Below are 17,105 nucleotides of genomic sequence, written 5' to 3' on the forward strand. Positions count from 1 at the left end.
ATAGCGGGGCGAGAGACCCGCTAACGCTAATTCACCCGCACGCTCCCACTTCGCCGCAGGCCGTGCAGAAGTCGCATCCGTCCTTGCGGATCACGGCGTTCGCGCCGCACGATCCGCATTTGCGACCGAGCATCGTATGCAATCCCGGCACCATGCCAGGCTGCGTCAGTTCCGCTGTGTGCGCATCGGCGGGAGCGGGACGGATGCCGAAGTCCGCGGACAGCGCCGTTTCCGCTTTCATCTGTCCGCGCGGCAAACGTGCGAGCAGACGCGATGGAACCTGATTGCCCTCGGCGTCGAGAAAACCGCGGCGATGCAGAATCTGCTGGATCGCAAACGCGAGCGCGGCCACTTCCGAATCGTGCCAGCGCGGCGTGCGATGACCGTCCAGACGCTGCACTTCGCCAAGCCGCACTTGCCCGCGATCCCACGAGACCTTGCGCATGTCCTGCAGATTACGCGCGACGAAACCGCCACGCGCGGCGAGCGACAGCGAACGCATGGTCGCCGTGATCCATTGCTGCGATTCGTCGCGCTGACCGGTCGGAATGAAGAACTCGATGGGCCGCTCGATCGTCACGTCTTCACCGCCGAGACGTCCGGTCACTTCAATGAACGACACCGCCACGTACAGCGATTTTTTGCCGGCTTGCGTCAGGTACTCGACCTTTTCGATGATCGCCGGCAATTCGCCTTTCGGCCGATGATCGATTGCGATTCGCAATGGATCGAGGTCGCTTTCGGCGAGCGTGTCGTCGGCTTGCGCCGGACTCACGCTCAGCACGGCGCCGAGCGTTTCGTTCGGACGATAAGTCGCGAGACCTTTCAGGCCGCTTTTCCATGCATCGAAATAGAGGCTTTCGAAGGCTTCGAACGGATAGTCGGCGGGCACGTTGACGGTCTTCGAGATCGACGTGTCCACATACGGCTGCACCGCGGCCATCATGTCCAGATGATCGCGCGCCGACATCTCCAGCGCGCTGACGAAGTAGTCGGGCAGCCTGGTCACGTCGCCGCCGAGCTCGCGATAAAGCCGGTACGCGTAGTCTTCGACATCGAACGATTCGCGGCCGCCGTCGGCCATCACCTTCATGCGCGTGTAGGTCCACGAGAAGGCCGGCTCGATGCCGTTCGACGCGTTGTCCGCGAACGCGAGGCTCACGGTGCCGGTCGGCGCGATCGACAGAAGATGGCTGTTGCGGATGCCGTCGCGGCGAATCGCTTCCTTGATGTCCTCGGGCAGCCGCGACGCGAAGGTGCCGGCTTCGAGGTAGTGCGCGGCATCGAAAAGCGCAAACGCGCCGCGCTCCTTCGCGAGTTCCACCGACGCGCGATACGCCTCGTCGCGCATCAGCCGCGCAATGCGCACCGCGAAGTCGCGGCCTTCCTGCGAGTTGTAGCGCAGCCCGAGCATCACGAGCGTATCGCCGAGACCCGTAAAGCCCACGCCGATGCGGCGCTTCGCGCGCGATTCGTCGTATTGCTGCGGCAGCGGCCACAGCGTGACGTCGAGTACGTTGTCGAGAAAGCGCACTTGCGTGCGCGTGCGTCGAGCGAGGCCGTCCCAATCGAACGAAGGCTCGCGGCCTTTGAGTTGCGCGAACGGGTCGATCACGAAACGCGTCAGATTGAGCGGCCCGAGATTGCAGCAGCCGTAAGCCGGCAACGGCTGTTCGCCGCACGGATTGGTCGCGCGAATCGTTTCGACGGCACGCAGGTTGTTGTCCTCGTTCATGCGCGAGATGAACACGATGCCGGGCTCGGCGACGTCGTACGTGGAGCGCATGATGCGATCCCAGATCTCGCGCGCCGGCCGCTCGCTGTAGACCCACAGGCCGTCGTCGCGCTGCCGCACGTCGCCGGCCGCACGCAGCGCCGGCGACGGTTCCGCGCGATGCACGAGTTGCCACGGCTGGTCTTCTTCGACGGCGCGCATGAATTCGTCGGTCACGCCGACGGACACGTTGAAGTTGTTCCAGCGTCCCTTCGAATGTTTGGCTTCGATGAATTCGAGCAGGTCGGGATGATTGCAGTCGAGCACGGCCATCTGCGCGCCGCGCCGCGAGCCGGCGCTTTCCACCGTGCGGCACGACGCGTCGAACACATCCATATAACTGCACGGGCCGGACGCCGACGAACTCGTGGTGTGAACCCGCGCGCCCTTCGGCCGGATCGCCGAGAAGTTGTAGCCGACGCCGCCGCCGCGCCGCATGGTTTCCGCGGCTTGCAGCAGCGCGACGTAGATGCCCGGCAGCCCTTGTTCGTCGACGCCCTGAATCGCGTCGCCGACCGGCTGCACGAAACAGTTGATCAGCGTGGCGGCAATGCCGGTGCCCGCCGCGCTCATGATGCGGCCCGCGCCGAGCGCACCGTGCCGCAGATTGTCGACGAAGAGCGCCTCGACCGATTCGCGCAGCGCTTCCGGTTCCGCCTCGGCGACGCCGCGGGCGACGCGCTTGAAGACGTCGTCGGCGGATTGCTCGTCGCCTTTGGCGTATTTCTCGAGCAGGACGTCGGTGGAAAACTGCTGGGGAGCGATGAGCGGAGCAGGGGGCGCGCTGGCTGCGCGAGTCTCCGGCCGGGTCGACGTGTGCGGCGTGTCTTCTGCCATGGTGTGCCCTCAAACGGCGCCGTGCCGCGCACGGCGCGATGGGTGGAGATGCGCGTCACTTTACCGCCGGGCGTCGGGCCGGCAGGGTGATTTGACGCAAGCAGGTCCACCTTAACGCACGCGACGAAGGGCCGCAATCGGGGCGGTTTCATGCGCGCGGCGGCGTTAGGGACTCGATGGCGGAGTCAGCGCGAGCGGGCAGGCGCAGGGCAGGTGCAGGGCACGCGTGACGGCACGCGCGACGGCGCGCGTGGGCAGGATTGACGGCGAAATCAGGCTTCGGCGGGCAGCGCGCCGAGAATTTCCGCGCAGATCATCGCGGACGCATTCGACGGCGCCGGGCGCTCGGCCGGCTTGAAGACGGCATCGCCGCGGCGAATCTTGCGGCGCGATACCGCGCAGGTTCCCGACGTATGCGCCGACCTGCGACGCCACCGCTGCTCGCCGTAATGACATCGTCCGGGCTCGACCCAGCGGATGACCAGCGTGGTGTCGGAGCGCTCGAGGATCTCGATGCGTATGCCGTTAGTACCGTCAAGGGGGATGGACTCCAGGGTCATCATCGTCGGCTCCGAATTTGTGGTGTGCCCGAATTTAGTCCCCCAACGGCTGCAGAGCCATTGTGTCTACGTTGAAACACTGTTCCCCAATTAGCAACAATCCGACTTGACTTTCGACGGCACTTGAATTGGCGGGGCTTGGCGAAGGGCGTGTCGCCCAAAAATGAGATAAGAGCGCTTTTTGCAACGCAGTGTTGTAGCTGGTGAGACAGCAAAAGCGGGCCGCAAGGGCCTTGCGCGCTTCCATTAAGATGTCGTTGTTTATTGTGCGAGCGCGTCCCGCAGTTTAGCGGGTTTGCTTTTTTCGGGTCGGCTCGCGCGCAAACCGGCATCCACACACGAACCACATGAATTCACGTCCCCCCGTCGGCCCGTCCAGATCGACGCACCCGCCGCGCTCGTCGCATCCGACTCAGTCGCTGCTGACGCCCGAGCGCGTCAAAAAACAGAGGGCTGCTTCGCTCGCGCTGTACATCGGGCTCGTGCTGCTCGCGTTGTGGGTCGTGCGCGACTTTCTTCCGGTGGTCGGCTGGGCCGCCGTGCTGGCGATCGCGCTATGGCCGCTTCTGCGCAAGGTCGAAGGCAGCCGCTGGCTGACCGGGCGCACCACGCTGATCGCTGCCGTGCTGACACTGGCGATCGCGTTGCTGGTGGTGTTGCCGGTGGGCGTCGGCATTGCGCAGGCGTTGCGCGAAGCGCATGACCTCACCGACTGGTTCAAGGCCGCGCAGGAGAACGGCATCGCGATGCCGGACTTCATCCACCGTTTGCCGTTCGGCGCGCACCAGGCCGAGGCGTGGTGGCAAGCCTATCTGACGCCGCCGTTGCGCGACTCCGCGGCGATGAAGGGCTTGCACAGCACGACGGTCGTCACGCTTGGCCGCCATTTCGGGGCGCGCGCCGTGCATGCGGTCACCGTCTTCGCGTTCATGCTCGTGACGCTGTTCGTGATCTTCCAGGCGGGGCCGCGTCTGTCGGGCGCATTGGCGAGAGGTTTGCAGCGCGGTTTCGGCGAAGACGGCGCACAGCTCGTCCAGCGGATGGCCACGGCTGTGCGGGGCACTGTGTCGGGGCTGGTGGTGGTCGGACTCGGCGAGGGCGCGTTGCTCGGCGTCGCCTATTTCGTGACGGGCTTGCCGCACGTCGCGCTGCTCGCGCTCATCACCGCGATCGCCGCGATGTTGCCCTTCTGCGCGCCGATAACCTTCAGCCTCGCCGCGTTGTGGCTGTTCTCGCAGGGATCGGTCGCGAGCGCGATCGGTCTTCTGGTGTTCGGGTCGATCGTGGTCTTCGTCGCCGAGCATTTCGTGCGGCCGGTGTTGATCGGGAATTCCACGCGACTGCCGTTTCTGCTCGTGCTGTTCGGCATTCTGGGCGGCGCGGAGACCTTCGGGCTGCTCGGCCTCTTCATCGGCCCCGCGCTGATGACGGTCTTGATGGTGCTGTGGACCGACCTCGTGCAATAGCCCGGCCGGGTGTCGTCCGATTCGCGATTTTCGCGAGTGCTTTATTTGTTCAAGGCCGCTGGTTCGACGGATGTTCCTGCGCCGGCAGCCTCGTGCAACCGAGCGTGTATTTCAGCGCGCCGGGCAGCAGGGCGCTCCACACGTCCCACGTATGGCCGCCGTCGATAATGCGCAGCGCCGCCGGATTGCCCGCCAGGCGAAGCTGCGTATAAAGCAGTGATGCATCGGCCTGGATCGCGAGGTCGTCGTCGCCGGCAGCGATAAAGACCGGCACGCGATACGGCCGGCTCATATAGCGCTCCCACTGCGCCGGGTAGTTCAGCTCGTGCCAGATCCGCGGATCGAACTGACGTTCGCCGAACACGCCGACGCGGCGCGCGGCCGAACCGCGCGGCGGTTCGTCGGCGTAGATGGCCGGGCTCAGCAGCAGCGCGCCGCAAAAGCGCTCGGGCTGCGTCATCACGTAGCGCAGTGCGCCGAAGCCGCCCATCGACACGCCGCCGATCATGCGCCCCGCGCGCTGCGTCGACACCGCGTAGTGCGTTTCGATCTCGGGCAGCAGATCGTCGAAGAACGCCGTCTCCATTTTTTCCTTGCGGTCCACGTACCAGTCGGTGCCGCCTTGCGGCATCACGACGGCGAGCGGCGGAATATCGCGATGTTCGATGAGCGCGTCGACGGTGCTTTGCAGATGGCCGCGGCTGATCCAGTCGTTGGCATCGCCGTTGTTGCCGTGCAGGAGATAGATCACCGGAATGCGCGCGGCGTCGGGACGATAACCGGTCGGCAAATAAAGCGTGTAGGACCAATCGCGTCCGAGCGCGGACGAATGGAAGCTGCGGGTCGTCACCGTGCTGGCGAACGACGAAGTGCCGCACGCGGCGCACAGAACAGTCAGCGCAAGGTGTAGGAATAGGCGCATGTCGAGGTGGAAACAGTCACGGCGGACGGCGGCCAACGCTGAGTCAAAGCTCAGAGCTCAGAGCTGACCCACACATGTTACGGCGACGTCCGAAGCCGTGTGCCTACCATCCGCATCACGAGCCGCTTGAGCGCCTCCGTCCCACACGCGACGGCAACGAGCGCCGTGATCGCGCACGCGTCGGCGAGCAAGCCTAGCGGATAGTTCAGGTAACCGTCGGTGGCGGCATACAGCACCGAGTCCACCACGAGCGAGATCACCGCGCCGGCGATAAAGCACAGCAAGCCCTTGCGTCCGATGAGCCCAATCAGCGGCAGAGACTGCGCGAGCTTTCTTGCCCAGCCCGCCTCGATCAGCTTGGCCACGAGCCACGCGATCGCGAGGAAATTGACCGCGCGCAAGTAGGACAGATTCTGTTTGAAGCTGGGATCGAGCGGCTCGACTTCGACAAAGAGCTTGTAGTACGCCGCGACCGCCGCCACACAGCAGGCCGCGAGCGTCACGAGCCAGCCGAGACGGTGCTGACTCACGCGCTGATAGACCGGCTGGCAACGCACGAGCGCGCCGAGCACGAACAGCAACTGCCAGGCGAACGGGTTGAAGTCCCAATGCATGTCCGGCGCGGCGGGCAGATACGCGTTGATGGCCGGCGCGCCGGCCCACAGCGCGACGCTGCCTGCCAGCAGCAGCCACGGTTTGCTGCGCGCGAGCGGCAGGATCATCGGCACCAGCAGCGCGAAGAAGGCGTACATCGGCAGCACGGACGCGAGATAAGGCTGACGGCGGAACAGCAGGATATCGCGCAACGCGGCGACGGGCGTGTCCATCAGGTCGTCGAGATCGGTGATCGCGAGATTCGGCGCCTCGACGTTGAACGCGTTCAGGACCGCGCTCACGAGCAGCATAAGCCCGGCGGTCACGAGAAAGGCGCGGTAGATTTCCAGCGAGCGCCGCAGGAAGCGGTTGCGCGCGATCGATTCGCTACGCCGCTCGGCGAGCGCCGCGTAGGCCGTCGCGGTTGCGAAGCCGCCGAGAAACACGAACACCTCCGCGGCGTCGCACAGCGCGTACGCATGCAGCGTGACGCGCGACAAGATGCTTCCGCCGATGTGGTCCACCACGATGATCAGCAGAACGAGTCCTCGGAAAAAGTCGAGCTCGATTAAACGCGATTGCGAAGCTTGCATTGTTTTTATGCCGAAAGCAGCCCCGTGCGACGGCGCGCTCTTTAGCGCGTCGGGCGTCTCACAAGGCTTTGGAATAGTGGGTTGATGCTGTTGCTGCAGCGGCGTTGCTGCGCTGAACCGCGCGTTGCCGCCGTAACGGACCTGCCTCAAAGCCGGCGCGCGCACGCGCTTGCATGAAGCAGTAAAAATGACCCTGACAGCACGGCGGAGTTCCGCCTCGGTGCCGCGAAAGTCGGCAATTATATTTCTTTCTGTGACAAGTCTGCTTGGCAGCGCACATTGCAAACGCAGTGCTGGCGGAGCCTCGGCGGAATGGACGTTTAAAGACAGTGGAGATTTCGCAACGTTTCGACACATCCAGGCGACACCCAATGGACGGACGCGTTCCGGCGTGTGAGGATTTCCCGTAAGCGCGTCGGACTTGAAGAAGCGCGTTGTCGTAGGGTCAAGAAGAACGCGTCAGATCGAGTTAGGCCGATTACTCGAGTGCAGGGGGATCGTCATGAACAAGCAAGTGTTCGCGCTGGCCGTTTCCACCGCTGTGTCCGCCGCCTTTAGCACGCCGGCTTCGGCGCAGACGAGCGTCACGCTGTACGGCGTACTCGACGAAGGCATCAACTACACGAACAACGCGGGCCGAGGACATGTGTACGAGCTGGCAAGCGGCTACGCGCAAGGCAGCCGCTGGGGCTTGAAGGGCGCCGAAGAACTGGGCGGCGGCCTCAAAGCCATTTTCCAGCTCGAAAACGGTTTCGACGTCAGTTCGGGGCGCCTGAATCAGGGCGGCCGGATGTTCGGGCGACAGGCTTTTGTGGGCTTGAGCGCGGAGCGCTATGGCGTATTGACGTTCGGGCGGCAATACGATTCAGTGGTCGATTATCTGGCGCAGACCACGGCGAATGGAAACTGGGCCGGCTCGCTTTTCTCGCATCCCTACGATAACGACAATACCGATAACTCGTTTCGCCTCGACAACACCGTCAAATACACAAGCCCGTCGATTAGCGGCTTTCAATTCGGCGGCACGTACAGCTTTAGCAACGACACGAATTTCGGCAATAACCGCGCCTATAGCGTGGGCGGGCAGTATGCGTATGGCGGCCTGCTGGTGAGCGCCGCGTATTTGCAGGCCAATAATCCGGGCAATGGTGCGAATGGTGCGATTACGGCTAACGACGCAAGCTTTATCGCGGCTCGCATGCGCGTGTTCGGCGGCGGCATTACCTATAACTTCGGTCCGGCCACGGCGGGTTTCGCGTATAGCAAATCGAGCTATTTGAATCCGACCGGCAATGGCTATCTCGGCATTACGCCACTCGTGCCGCCCGGCGTATTGCTGAACTCGTTGAAATATCAGAACTTTGAATTGAACGGCAAGTATCAGATCTCGCCGATGCTGTTTGTCGGCGCGCAATACGTCTATACGATTGAAAACTTCGATGCGTCGAGTGGCGGCGTCAAACCGAAAATCCACTCATTTGGACTGATGGCGGATTACAACCTGTCCAAGCGCACCGACGTCTATATTCAGGGCGAATACCAGCAAGTGACTGGCGACTCGACATATTCGATACTCGATGAGGCGTTTATACCAGGCGCGCAAGCGCCGTCATCGACGTCGAAACAGGTTGTGGTGCGCGCTGCGATCCGGCATAAATTCTAGAGTTTCATGCCGGGTGCCTGAACTGCGTTCAATTCATCAAAACGTTTTGAACCAGAATGCCGACCATCACGCCGGCGGGAATACCAAAGCTTCTGCCGCGAAGCGTGGCGCTCAAGTCTTCGTCGAGAATGAAACTGCAGCGGCGCTCGCGCCAGACGGTTTTATACAGAAGCGGTTTGGTGCCGGCGACGAGCACTGAAATGACAGCAGTTGCAATGACTTGCTGGATTGCATGCAGCTTCGCCATGAGAGGCACAAATTCGCCGCTGACGCAGAGCACGACCATGATCGCGGTAGCGACGACAGCGCCAAAGAAAAAACCGCCCATGAAGCGGTTGGCCGATGTAAGAGAATCCACGTTGAGCCTCGACTTCTTCATCGCCCGGAATGCAGGTTGACGAAGCAAAAATATTCTGAAGGGAAGGGTTCCGTTTGAGTTTTCCGGCGGGAGCGTGGCGCGCCGCCGGTCAACGTCAAAGCAACGTAAGAATATTTTTTTTGCGTTCCTCAACCTATCGTCCGTTTCCTAATCGGGCTTGGGAAAATTCCTAAAGCGAGTGTGGCGCGACGTGACCCGACGCGATCAAGCGTCGAACAGGTTCAACTGTGCGTACTGCAACAGCATGATCGTCTTGCCGTCGACGATCTCGCCGCGCTCGACCATCGCAAGCGCTTGTCGGATCGGCAGTTCCAAGACCTCGATATCTTCGCCTTCGTGTTCAAGACCGCCGCCTGCGCCGACCCGCGCGAGCGCATCGTATTCGGCGACGAAAAAATGCAGTTTCTCCGTGACCGAACCGGGGCTCATGAAGGCTTCGAACACTTTGCGCACTTCATGGACGCAATAACCGGTTTCTTCCTCGACTTCGGCCCGAATCCGCTCCTCGGGGGAAGCGGACTCGAGCAGACCGGCGGGTGTCTCGATCAACATGCCGTGATGACCGTTGACGAACGCTGGCAAGCGGAACTGCCGCGTCAGCACAACCATGCGCCGGCGCGGCTCGTACAGAAGCAAGGTCGCGCCGTTGCCGCGGTCGTAGGTTTCGCGGCTTTGGCGCTGCCAGGAGCCGTCGGCGCGGCGATAGTCGAAGGTGGTCTTTTTCAGCACATACCAGTCGTCGGAGAGCACTTTCACGTCCACGATTCGTACTCGTTCCGCGGTTTCATTCATGGCTCGTACCTTTAATTGGTTGGTGGTGGTTAGGCCGACACGCGAATCATGGTATCGTGCAGTATCGTGCAAAAACAAGAAATTTCGTGCAACGGACGGATCGTGCGATCCGTCTGCCGGAGACGACCGTGCTTACATCGCAGAGAAAACAGTTGATCCTCGAGGTGCTCAGGCGCGACGGGCAGGTCGTCGCCAAGACGCTTAGCGCCGAGTACGACGTGTCCGAGGACACCATTCGCCGCGATCTGCGCGAACTCGCGGCGGAAGGGCAGCTCCAGCGCGTGCACGGCGGCGCTTTGCCGGCGTCGCCGGCAGCGGTGGATCTCGCCGGGCGCGAGCGGATCGAATCGGCGTCGAAGGCGGCGATCGGGCGCGCTGCGGCGGGCATGATCGCGCCGGGGCAAATCGCGTTCGTCGACGGCGGCACGACTGCTGTCCAACTCGCGCGACACCTTCCGCGTGACTTGCGTGCGACGATCGTCACGCATAGCCCGAGCATCGCCGTCGAACTCGCCGGGCATGCGCAACTGGAAGTGGTGATGATCGGAGGCCGGCTTTTCCGGCATTCAATGGTCAATGTCGGCGCGGCCGCCATCGAAGCGCTCAGCCACATCCGCGCCGATCTGTATTTCATGGGCGTGACCGGGGTGCATCCGCAAGCCGGCCTCAGCACCGGCGACATCGAGGAAGCGTACGTGAAGCGCGCGCTCGCGGAGCACGCGGCGGAGACGGTGGTGCTCGCATCGGCGGAAAAGCTCAATGCGGCGTCGGCGTACCGGATCGCGGACGTATCGGCGGCGAGCACAATCGTGGTGGAACGCGGCACGGCCGAGACACTTACCGCGCCTTTCGAAGCGCTGGGCCTGACGGTTGTGCGCGCGTAGAGGTTGGCCGCTGCAATCGCTTCGGCACGCGCCCTGAACTCCCGCCCGTCGAGCCGCTCAAACGGATCGCGCAGCAGGCCCGCATGCGCCTGTTCTTCCGCCGTCTCAGCCTGGCTTCTTCCACGGAGATTTCATGAGCAATCGCGCGACGCAGATCCTTCCTCATCATCGCTATGTTCATTCGCTCGGTGCGCCGCTTGCCTGCGTGCAAGGCACGATCACGAAGGTGTTCGCGAGCCCGGACAACCACCACGGCGCAAATCATCAGCACCTGATCGTGAAGATCGACAAGGTGTTGAAGTTTGAAGGCGGCACGCAGAATCTCGTCGGCACCAAGGTGTTCATTGCGGTGCGCTTCGGCGATAACGAAGGGCTTGCCGAGGAAATCCCCGGACTCCAAGCCGGGCAGCCCATCGAGGCGCAGGGCGAATACATCCCCGAGGCAAGCGCCTATCCCACCGACGACAACTCCAACCCTGTACTGCCCGTGCTCCACTTCACTCATCACCCCGTGGGCTACGTGTCATACGCGGGGCATTACTACAGCTAGCGGCTCGCCGCGCGTTCCGCGCGAGCACCATCGCGTTTTTCGAACCGGCAATTCAAGTTCTCGCGCCAGCGTGCCGTTAAGCAGATGGCGTCGATGGCGCTGCCCATGCGGCCCGGTTTTGCCGCGTGGTTGTGCGCACAACGAGACACGCAGACGCTGTTGGTAACGTTTGTATCAGACTGTGTGGCGCACGCGTTTTCTGTTAATCGCACTTTACAATCCGGCTGGAAATTTAATCGTAGTCTGGCCGTCCGCGGAAAAGTGGCTGTGTAAGCGCCTGAATCCGCCGTCGCCCGCGCGAAGATTCGACGTACGGAGCGATGCAACGAACAAGGCCAGCCGGCAATACAACGGTGAGGGTGCCAGCACGCTCGCCAGGCCGCGATGCGAACGGCGGCGCGTCAGCGCGACGCGCGCGTGCAGGCGGCAAGGCGGCGTCCGGCCCGCCTACAGAACAAGCAGGAGCCGAACATGATGGGAAAGGGTTTCGACAGGGCAGTGATGGCAGGCATCGCCGGCGCCTGGCTCGCGCTCGCGATGAGCGGTTGCGCCGGCGTCGGGCAGCCGGGCGCGCAGACCGGCGCAGCAGCCGCTTCGGGTGTGTCCGCGGCAGGCGCGGCGAATCTGCAAGGCACGGCGGGGATGTCCGCGTCGGCGAGTGCGGCCGCTTCGGGCGACACGCCTCTGGCTGCGCCCCTCAAAAAGGCGCCGCCGCTCGTTTATCGGGTGAAGCGCGGCGACACGCTCGCGCGCATCGCGCAGAGCCATCACTGCAGCGTCAAGCAGTTGCAGGCATGGAACGGCCTGAAGGCGTCGTCGCGATTGAAGAATGGCCAGGTGCTGCGCGTTGCATCGCCGGAGACCGTGCAGGCGGTTAATGCGGCTAATGCGGCTGCGGCTAATGCCGCTGCGGCGTCGAGTGCGTCTGGCGCGCAGGCGTCGGCGGCAGCGGCAGTTATCGCGCAGCCTTCGCCCGCTCCCAGTGCCGCCGAAGCGCGCGAAGTCGCGCAACAAAGCATGCGTCACGCAAACGGCTTGTCGTTGGCATGGCCCGCGGGCGGCCGGGTCGTCGAAGCCTTCCAGCCGGGCGAGACGCGCGGCATCGAGATTGGCGGCAAGGCGGGCGATCCGGTTCGCGCGGCCGCCGACGGCAAGGTCATGTATGCCGGCACGGGCCTGAACAGCTACGGCAGTCTGATCATCGTGCAGCACAACAAGGACTTCCTGACCGCGTACTCGCATAACCGCAAACTGCTGGTCAAAACCGGCGAGATCGTTCGACAGGGCCAGCAGATCGCCGAGATGGGCGACGAAAACAACTCGCGCGTGTCGGTCGGCTTCGAGTTGCGCCGCGACGGCAAACCGGTCGATCCGATGCCGTATCTGCCGCAAGGACGCGGCTAAACGCAGCGCGCGGCTGTGCTGTGGGTGGCCTCAGTCGAGCCACCGCAGCGCCGCCGCGACGATCGCCTCGGGCGCGTCTTCCTGCATCAAATGGCCCGCGCGCGGCACCGCCTGAAAGCGCGCGTGAGGAATCAGCGCGGCCAGACGCCGGCCGCGCTCGAGCGGAATCCACTGATCCTCTTCGCCCCACAGAATCTGCGTCGGACAACGCATTTGCGGATAGCGCGATTCGACTTCATCGGTATAGCGCTGATCCATTTGCGCGATCTGCCGGTAGAACGCGGCTTGTCCCGTCGCGCCGAGCCACGGCGTGACGTACGGCGCGAGTTCTTCATCCGTGATGTCGCGTGCAATCGCGCCGCGCACATAGGCGTTCACCACGGCTTCATGAATATACGGCGGCAAGCCGGCGAACGCATCGCCGTGACGGCGCACATGCTGCACGAACGGCGAGCCCCACGGCGCCAGCGCGACCGGATCGATCAGCGTCAGGCTGCGATAGTCGCAACCGTCGATAAGATGCGCGCGCAACGAAGTCGCCCCGCCGAAGTCATGCGCGATCACATCCGGGTTCTTCAATTGCCAATGCGCGAGCAACGCGGCGAGCAATGTGTTTTGCACGCCGAGCGACACGTCCTGGCCGTCACGCATCTCCGACTGACCGTAGCCGAGCAGATCGTAATAGTGCACCGTGCGAATCTGCGCCAGATGCGGCGCGATGCGATGCCACACGTACGATGAGAACGGCGTGCCGTGCACGAGTACGAGCGGTGGCCCGGTGCCCGTCACATTGAAGCGCGCGGTTTGATCGCGGAACGTGTAGGTCTCGGGAAGCGGCCAGTCGGTCATGGCGGTGATCGGTGGTGACGAGGTCCGCTTACCTTAACAGGGCTTGTGATTGGCTGCAGGACGCACCAAGGACAATCGAACGCGCAAGCACTTCCCGCAAAAGCTCACCATTGATTTGTTCAGCAAAACCAGGCAATTCAGACGATGACATGCTTCGCTGCGCTCAGGCCGCATGCTCATACGAACACACAGCCTCGATGATCCTTACGAATCGCGCACGAATCACCTTCAAATACAGCGATTTTCCACGTGCACATTGAAGAAAGCCTGGTAATCCTCTATACAACAACCAAGGCCGCGCCTAAACCGCGACGCCTCACCGCCCCAAACTCCGCAGACTCACCCACATTTAACGGTGAGGAAATCCGGGAGCCCAAACGCAGCGCGCTCAACTCAAGCCTACTTCGTCTGCGTCCCGCGCAATACCTGCGAGACCTGGCCATGCAGATGGAGGATGCCCGGATCGGCCTGCAGCAGCGGCAGATAACGCGGCAGAAAACTGTTGTTCGGCTGATCGGCGGAAAAGAGACCGGTGACGGCTTCGACCGCGGCGAGGCGGTCGGCGGCATCGGCTTCCTTGTCGTCGAGTATCTCGTCCACGTTCGCAATGATGGTGGACAGCGGCGTCAGCCAGCGAAACCCCGAACCGTTGATCAGCACCTGCAGAAAAGCCGCCGGCGTGACCGGGCCGAATTCTTTTTCATAGGCCGCGCGTTCGTGATCGAGTATCGCCTTATGCAGCGCGAGCAGCGGCTTGCGGATGTCCGAGAGGAATTGGGTGCATTGCGGGTCGTTCATGATGCGTCTCCTTCGGATAGTCAGATAGTCAGTGCAGTCGCGTCATGCTAGCAAAATTGCGGGCGACGAACCGCCTTCGGCGCCTTCGCAACGGCGCATGCCGGGGTGCAGGCGAATTTCTTAATGCACGGCTACAATCGCCGGACCCTCACAGCACACTCGCGCAATGCCTGGTCCGAAGTCGTGCGGCGACGCATTGGCGACGCCGCGCATCGGCATTGCGCATTAGTCCGGGCTCTCGAATAAACGCGGCAAGTCGTTGCGTTTTGATCGGCGTCCCGTTCTAAACAGGCTGATAAAACATAACTCGACAAGGAACCGCTCATGACAACGTTCAATATCAACGGCGAAACGCATACCGTCGATGCGCCGCCTGACATGCCTCTGTTGTGGGTCCTGCGCGATCTCGTCGGCCTGACCGGGACGAAGTTCGGCTGCGGCATCGCTCAATGCGGCGCGTGCACGGTTCATCTCGACGGCGTGGCGGTGCGTTCGTGCGTGTTGCCCGCGGCGGCTGTCGGCGACAAGAAGATCACGACGATCGAAGCAGTCGGCAACACGCCGGCCGGCCAGAAAGTGCAGCAGGCATGGCGTCAACTGGACGTTGTGCAATGCGGTTATTGCCAGTCGGGGCAGGTGATGTCGGCGGCCTCGCTGATCGCGAGCAATCCCAATCCGAGCGATGCGGACATCGACGCCGCGATGGCCGGCAACATCTGCCGCTGCGGCACCTACAACCGCATTCGCGCGGCGATCAAGCACGCGGCGAAGGGAGTCTGACATGTCCCAGGGATTGCTCGATGCATACAAAGGCGCGATGCGCCCGCAAGCCGAAGCCGATGAAGCGCGCGGCGTGTCGCGCCGCACGTTCCTCAAGTTCGGCGTGAGCGTCGGCGCGGCGGCGGGCGGCGGTCTGCTGCTCGGCTTCAGTCTGCCGGCCGTCAGTCAGGATCAGAAGAGCGGCAAGTCGGTGATCGGCGGCGACGCGAACGACGCGCCGCAGAACGGCGTGTTCGCACCGAACGCGTTCATCCAGATCGACACGGCAGGCAAGGTCACGCTGGTGATTCCAAAGGTCGAGATGGGCCAGGGCGTGTACACGTCGATTCCGATGCTGATTGCAGAAGAACTCGAAGTGCCGCTCGACACGGTTACGCTCGACCACGCGCCGCCGGACGAAAAGCTTTTCACCGACCCGCTGCTCGGCGGCCAGCTCACCGGCGGTTCGACGTCGATCCGCTATGCATGGGAGCCGATGCGCCGCGCCGGCGCGACCGCGCGCACGCTGCTCGTGAGCGCGGCCGCGCAGCAATGGCAGGTCGACGCCGCGAGCTGTCATGCGCAGGCCGGCCAGGTCATTCACGCGGCGAGCAATCGCAGCATCGGCTATGGTCAACTGGTCGAGGCGGCTGCCAAACTGCCCGCACCGCAGAACGTGCCGCTGAAGAACCCGAAAGACTTCAAGATCATCGGCACGGCAGTCAAGCGGCTCGATTCGCCGGAGAAAGTGGACGGCACCGCGATGTTCGGCCTCGACGTGCGTGTGCCCGACATGGTCTACGCGGCCATCGCGAACTGTCCGGTGTTCGGCGGCACGCTGGCGAGCGTCGACGATACCAACGCGAAGAAGATTCCCGGCGTGCGTCAGGTGGTGAAGATCGACAACGCGGTGGCCGTGATCGGCGATCACACGTGGGCCGCCAAACGCGGGTTGCAGGCGCTCGACATCAAGTGGAACGAAGGCGCGGACGCGAAGCTGTCGATGAAGCAGATCGTCGACGATCTGGCCAACGCGTCGCAACGCAATGGCGCGGTCGCGCGCAAGGACGGCGACGTGGTGCACGCGTTTTCGAACGCGAAGACGCGTGTCGATGCGATCTACCAGCAGCCGTTTCTCGCGCACGCGACGATGGAGCCGATCAATTGCACGGTGCACGTGCGCGCGGACAGTTGCGAAGTCTGGCTTGGCTCGCAGGTGCCGACGCGCGTGCGCGACGCGGCGATGGCCGTCACCGGCTTGCCCGCCGACAAGATCATCGTGCATAACCATCTGATCGGCGGCGGCTTCGGGCGGCGGCTCGAATTCGACATGGTCACGCAGGCAGTGAAGATCGCGAAGCAGGTGTCGACGCCCGTGAAGGTGCTGTGGACGCGCGAAGAAGACATTCAGCACGACATGTACCGTCCGTACTACTACGACAAGATCTCCGCCGGTCTCGACGCGAACGGCAAGCCGCTCGCGTGGCAGCACCGGATCGTCGGCTCGTCGATCCTCGCGCGTTTCGCGCCGCCCGCGTTCAAGAACGGGCTCGACCCCGACGCGGTCGAGGTCGCGTCGGACCTGCCGTACGACTTGCCGAACCAGCTCGTCGACTACGTGCGCCAGGAACCGCACGCTATTCCCACCGCGTTCTGGCGCGGCGTCGGTCCCACCCGCAGCACGTTCGTGGTGGAGAGTTTCATCGACGAACTCGCGGCCGAGGCGAAGGTCGATCCCGTCAAATACCGGCGCGATCTGCTCGGCAAGACGCCGCGCGCGCTGAACGTGCTCAACGTCGCGGCGCAGGCGGCCGACTGGGGCAGCGCGGTGCCGAAGGGGCAAGGGCGCGGCGTGTCGGTCATGCATGCGTTCGGCAGCTACTTCGCGATCATCGTCGATGTCGCCGTGGAGCAGGGCGAGGTGGCGGTCAAGCGCGTGGTTTGCGCGGTCGATTGCGGCATGGTCGTCAATCCGAACACGGTGGAGGCGCAGGTGCAGGGCGGCATCATCTTCGGCATTACGGGCGCGCTCTACAGCGAGATCACGATCAAGGACGGCCGCGTGCAGCAGAACAACTTCACCGACTACCGGATGCTGCGTATCGACCAGACGCCGCCTATCGACGTGCATATCGTGAAGAGCAGCGAGGCGCCTGGCGGCATCGGCGAGCCTGGCACGGCGGCGCTCGCGCCGGCGCTGACCAACGCGATCTTCGCGGCCACCGGCAAGCGGCTGCGGCATTTGCCGGTCGGCAGCCAGTTGCAAACCGCTTAACGGGAG

15 protein-coding genes are annotated in these 17,105 nt (G+C 63.4%); 7 read left to right on the plus strand and 8 right to left on the minus strand.

The window, feature by feature from the left end:
* Positions 1–31 precede the first annotated feature (31 nt).
* Both P0D87_RS18805 and P0D87_RS18810 read right to left on the minus strand, forming a co-directional pair.
* On the minus strand, positions 32–2,611 hold the full coding sequence (locus P0D87_RS18805; protein WP_053860273.1) for an adenosylcobalamin-dependent ribonucleoside-diphosphate reductase: 2,580 nt from the start codon (positions 2,609–2,611) through the stop codon (positions 32–34).
* A 272-nt stretch (positions 2,612–2,883) separates the two neighbouring features.
* Positions 2,884–3,171 carry a DUF3331 domain-containing protein gene (locus P0D87_RS18810; protein WP_029968727.1) on the minus strand — a complete coding sequence of 96 codons (288 nt, stop codon included), beginning with the start codon at positions 3,169–3,171 and terminating at the stop codon, positions 2,884–2,886.
* 347 nt (positions 3,172–3,518) lie between these two features.
* Between P0D87_RS18810 and P0D87_RS18815 the strand changes: the two genes are divergently transcribed.
* Positions 3,519–4,637, plus strand: a complete 1,119-nt coding sequence (locus P0D87_RS18815) for an AI-2E family transporter (RefSeq protein WP_029968728.1) — start codon at positions 3,519–3,521, stop codon at positions 4,635–4,637.
* 49 nt (positions 4,638–4,686) lie between these two features.
* On the opposite strand, the gene P0D87_RS18820 is transcribed toward P0D87_RS18815, so the two are convergent.
* Both P0D87_RS18820 and P0D87_RS18825 read right to left on the minus strand, forming a co-directional pair.
* A complete protein-coding gene (locus P0D87_RS18820) occupies positions 4,687–5,559 on the minus strand; it encodes an alpha/beta hydrolase (protein ID WP_053860274.1) in 873 nt (290 codons plus the stop codon).
* Between the two features lie 77 nt (positions 5,560–5,636).
* Positions 5,637–6,746 carry an OpgC domain-containing protein gene (locus tag P0D87_RS18825; protein ID WP_053860275.1) on the minus strand — a complete coding sequence of 370 codons (1,110 nt, stop codon included), beginning with the start codon at positions 6,744–6,746 and terminating at the stop codon, positions 5,637–5,639.
* Between the two features lie 502 nt (positions 6,747–7,248).
* Here P0D87_RS18825 and P0D87_RS18830 point away from each other — a divergent pair.
* Entirely contained in the window at positions 7,249–8,409 is a 1,161-nt protein-coding gene (locus P0D87_RS18830; protein WP_053860276.1) for a porin, read from the plus strand.
* A gap of 28 nt (positions 8,410–8,437) precedes the next feature.
* On the opposite strand, the gene P0D87_RS18835 is transcribed toward P0D87_RS18830, so the two are convergent.
* Together P0D87_RS18835 and P0D87_RS18840 are read right to left on the minus strand one after the other, a co-directional pair.
* Positions 8,438–8,788, minus strand: a complete 351-nt coding sequence (locus P0D87_RS18835) for a hypothetical protein (RefSeq protein WP_171800569.1) — start codon at positions 8,786–8,788, stop codon at positions 8,438–8,440.
* 204 nt (positions 8,789–8,992) lie between these two features.
* Entirely contained in the window at positions 8,993–9,580 is a 588-nt protein-coding gene (locus P0D87_RS18840) for an NUDIX domain-containing protein (protein ID WP_053860277.1), read from the minus strand.
* A 128-nt stretch (positions 9,581–9,708) separates the two neighbouring features.
* On the opposite strand from P0D87_RS18840, the gene P0D87_RS18845 reads away from it, so the two are divergent.
* The 3 genes from P0D87_RS18845 to P0D87_RS18855 all read left to right on the plus strand — a co-directional run bounded on the left by P0D87_RS18845 (position 9,709) and on the right by P0D87_RS18855 (position 12,418).
* Positions 9,709–10,464, plus strand: a complete 756-nt coding sequence (locus P0D87_RS18845) for a DeoR/GlpR family DNA-binding transcription regulator (RefSeq protein WP_053860856.1) — start codon at positions 9,709–9,711, stop codon at positions 10,462–10,464.
* A gap of 133 nt (positions 10,465–10,597) precedes the next feature.
* Positions 10,598–11,014 carry a hypothetical protein gene (locus P0D87_RS18850; RefSeq protein ID WP_006053027.1) on the plus strand — a complete coding sequence of 139 codons (417 nt, stop codon included), beginning with the start codon at positions 10,598–10,600 and terminating at the stop codon, positions 11,012–11,014.
* 474 nt (positions 11,015–11,488) lie between these two features.
* Complete coding sequence (locus tag P0D87_RS18855; protein ID WP_053860857.1) at positions 11,489–12,418, plus strand: peptidoglycan DD-metalloendopeptidase family protein; 930 nt, start codon at positions 11,489–11,491, stop codon at positions 12,416–12,418.
* Positions 12,419–12,448: 30 nt separating this feature from the next.
* On the opposite strand, the gene P0D87_RS18860 is transcribed toward P0D87_RS18855, so the two are convergent.
* Both P0D87_RS18860 and P0D87_RS18865 read right to left on the minus strand, forming a co-directional pair.
* Positions 12,449–13,267: an alpha/beta fold hydrolase gene (locus P0D87_RS18860; RefSeq protein ID WP_171800568.1), complete on the minus strand. Its 819-nt coding sequence runs from the start codon at positions 13,265–13,267 to the stop codon at positions 12,449–12,451.
* Between the two features lie 399 nt (positions 13,268–13,666).
* A complete protein-coding gene (locus P0D87_RS18865) occupies positions 13,667–14,065 on the minus strand; it encodes a hypothetical protein (RefSeq protein WP_053860278.1) in 399 nt (132 codons plus the stop codon).
* A gap of 324 nt (positions 14,066–14,389) precedes the next feature.
* On the opposite strand from P0D87_RS18865, the gene P0D87_RS18870 reads away from it, so the two are divergent.
* A complete protein-coding gene (locus P0D87_RS18870; RefSeq protein WP_006053023.1) occupies positions 14,390–14,845 on the plus strand; it encodes a (2Fe-2S)-binding protein in 456 nt (151 codons plus the stop codon).
* Between the two features lies 1 nt (position 14,846).
* Positions 14,847–17,099, plus strand: a complete 2,253-nt coding sequence (locus tag P0D87_RS18875) for a xanthine dehydrogenase family protein molybdopterin-binding subunit (protein WP_053860279.1) — start codon at positions 14,847–14,849, stop codon at positions 17,097–17,099.
* The last annotated feature ends 6 nt before the right edge of the window (positions 17,100–17,105 follow it).

The organism is Paraburkholderia sp. RL17-368-BIF-A (genome assembly GCF_046054045.1).
In the GTDB taxonomy this organism is placed as follows: domain Bacteria; phylum Pseudomonadota; class Gammaproteobacteria; order Burkholderiales; family Burkholderiaceae; genus Paraburkholderia; species Paraburkholderia graminis.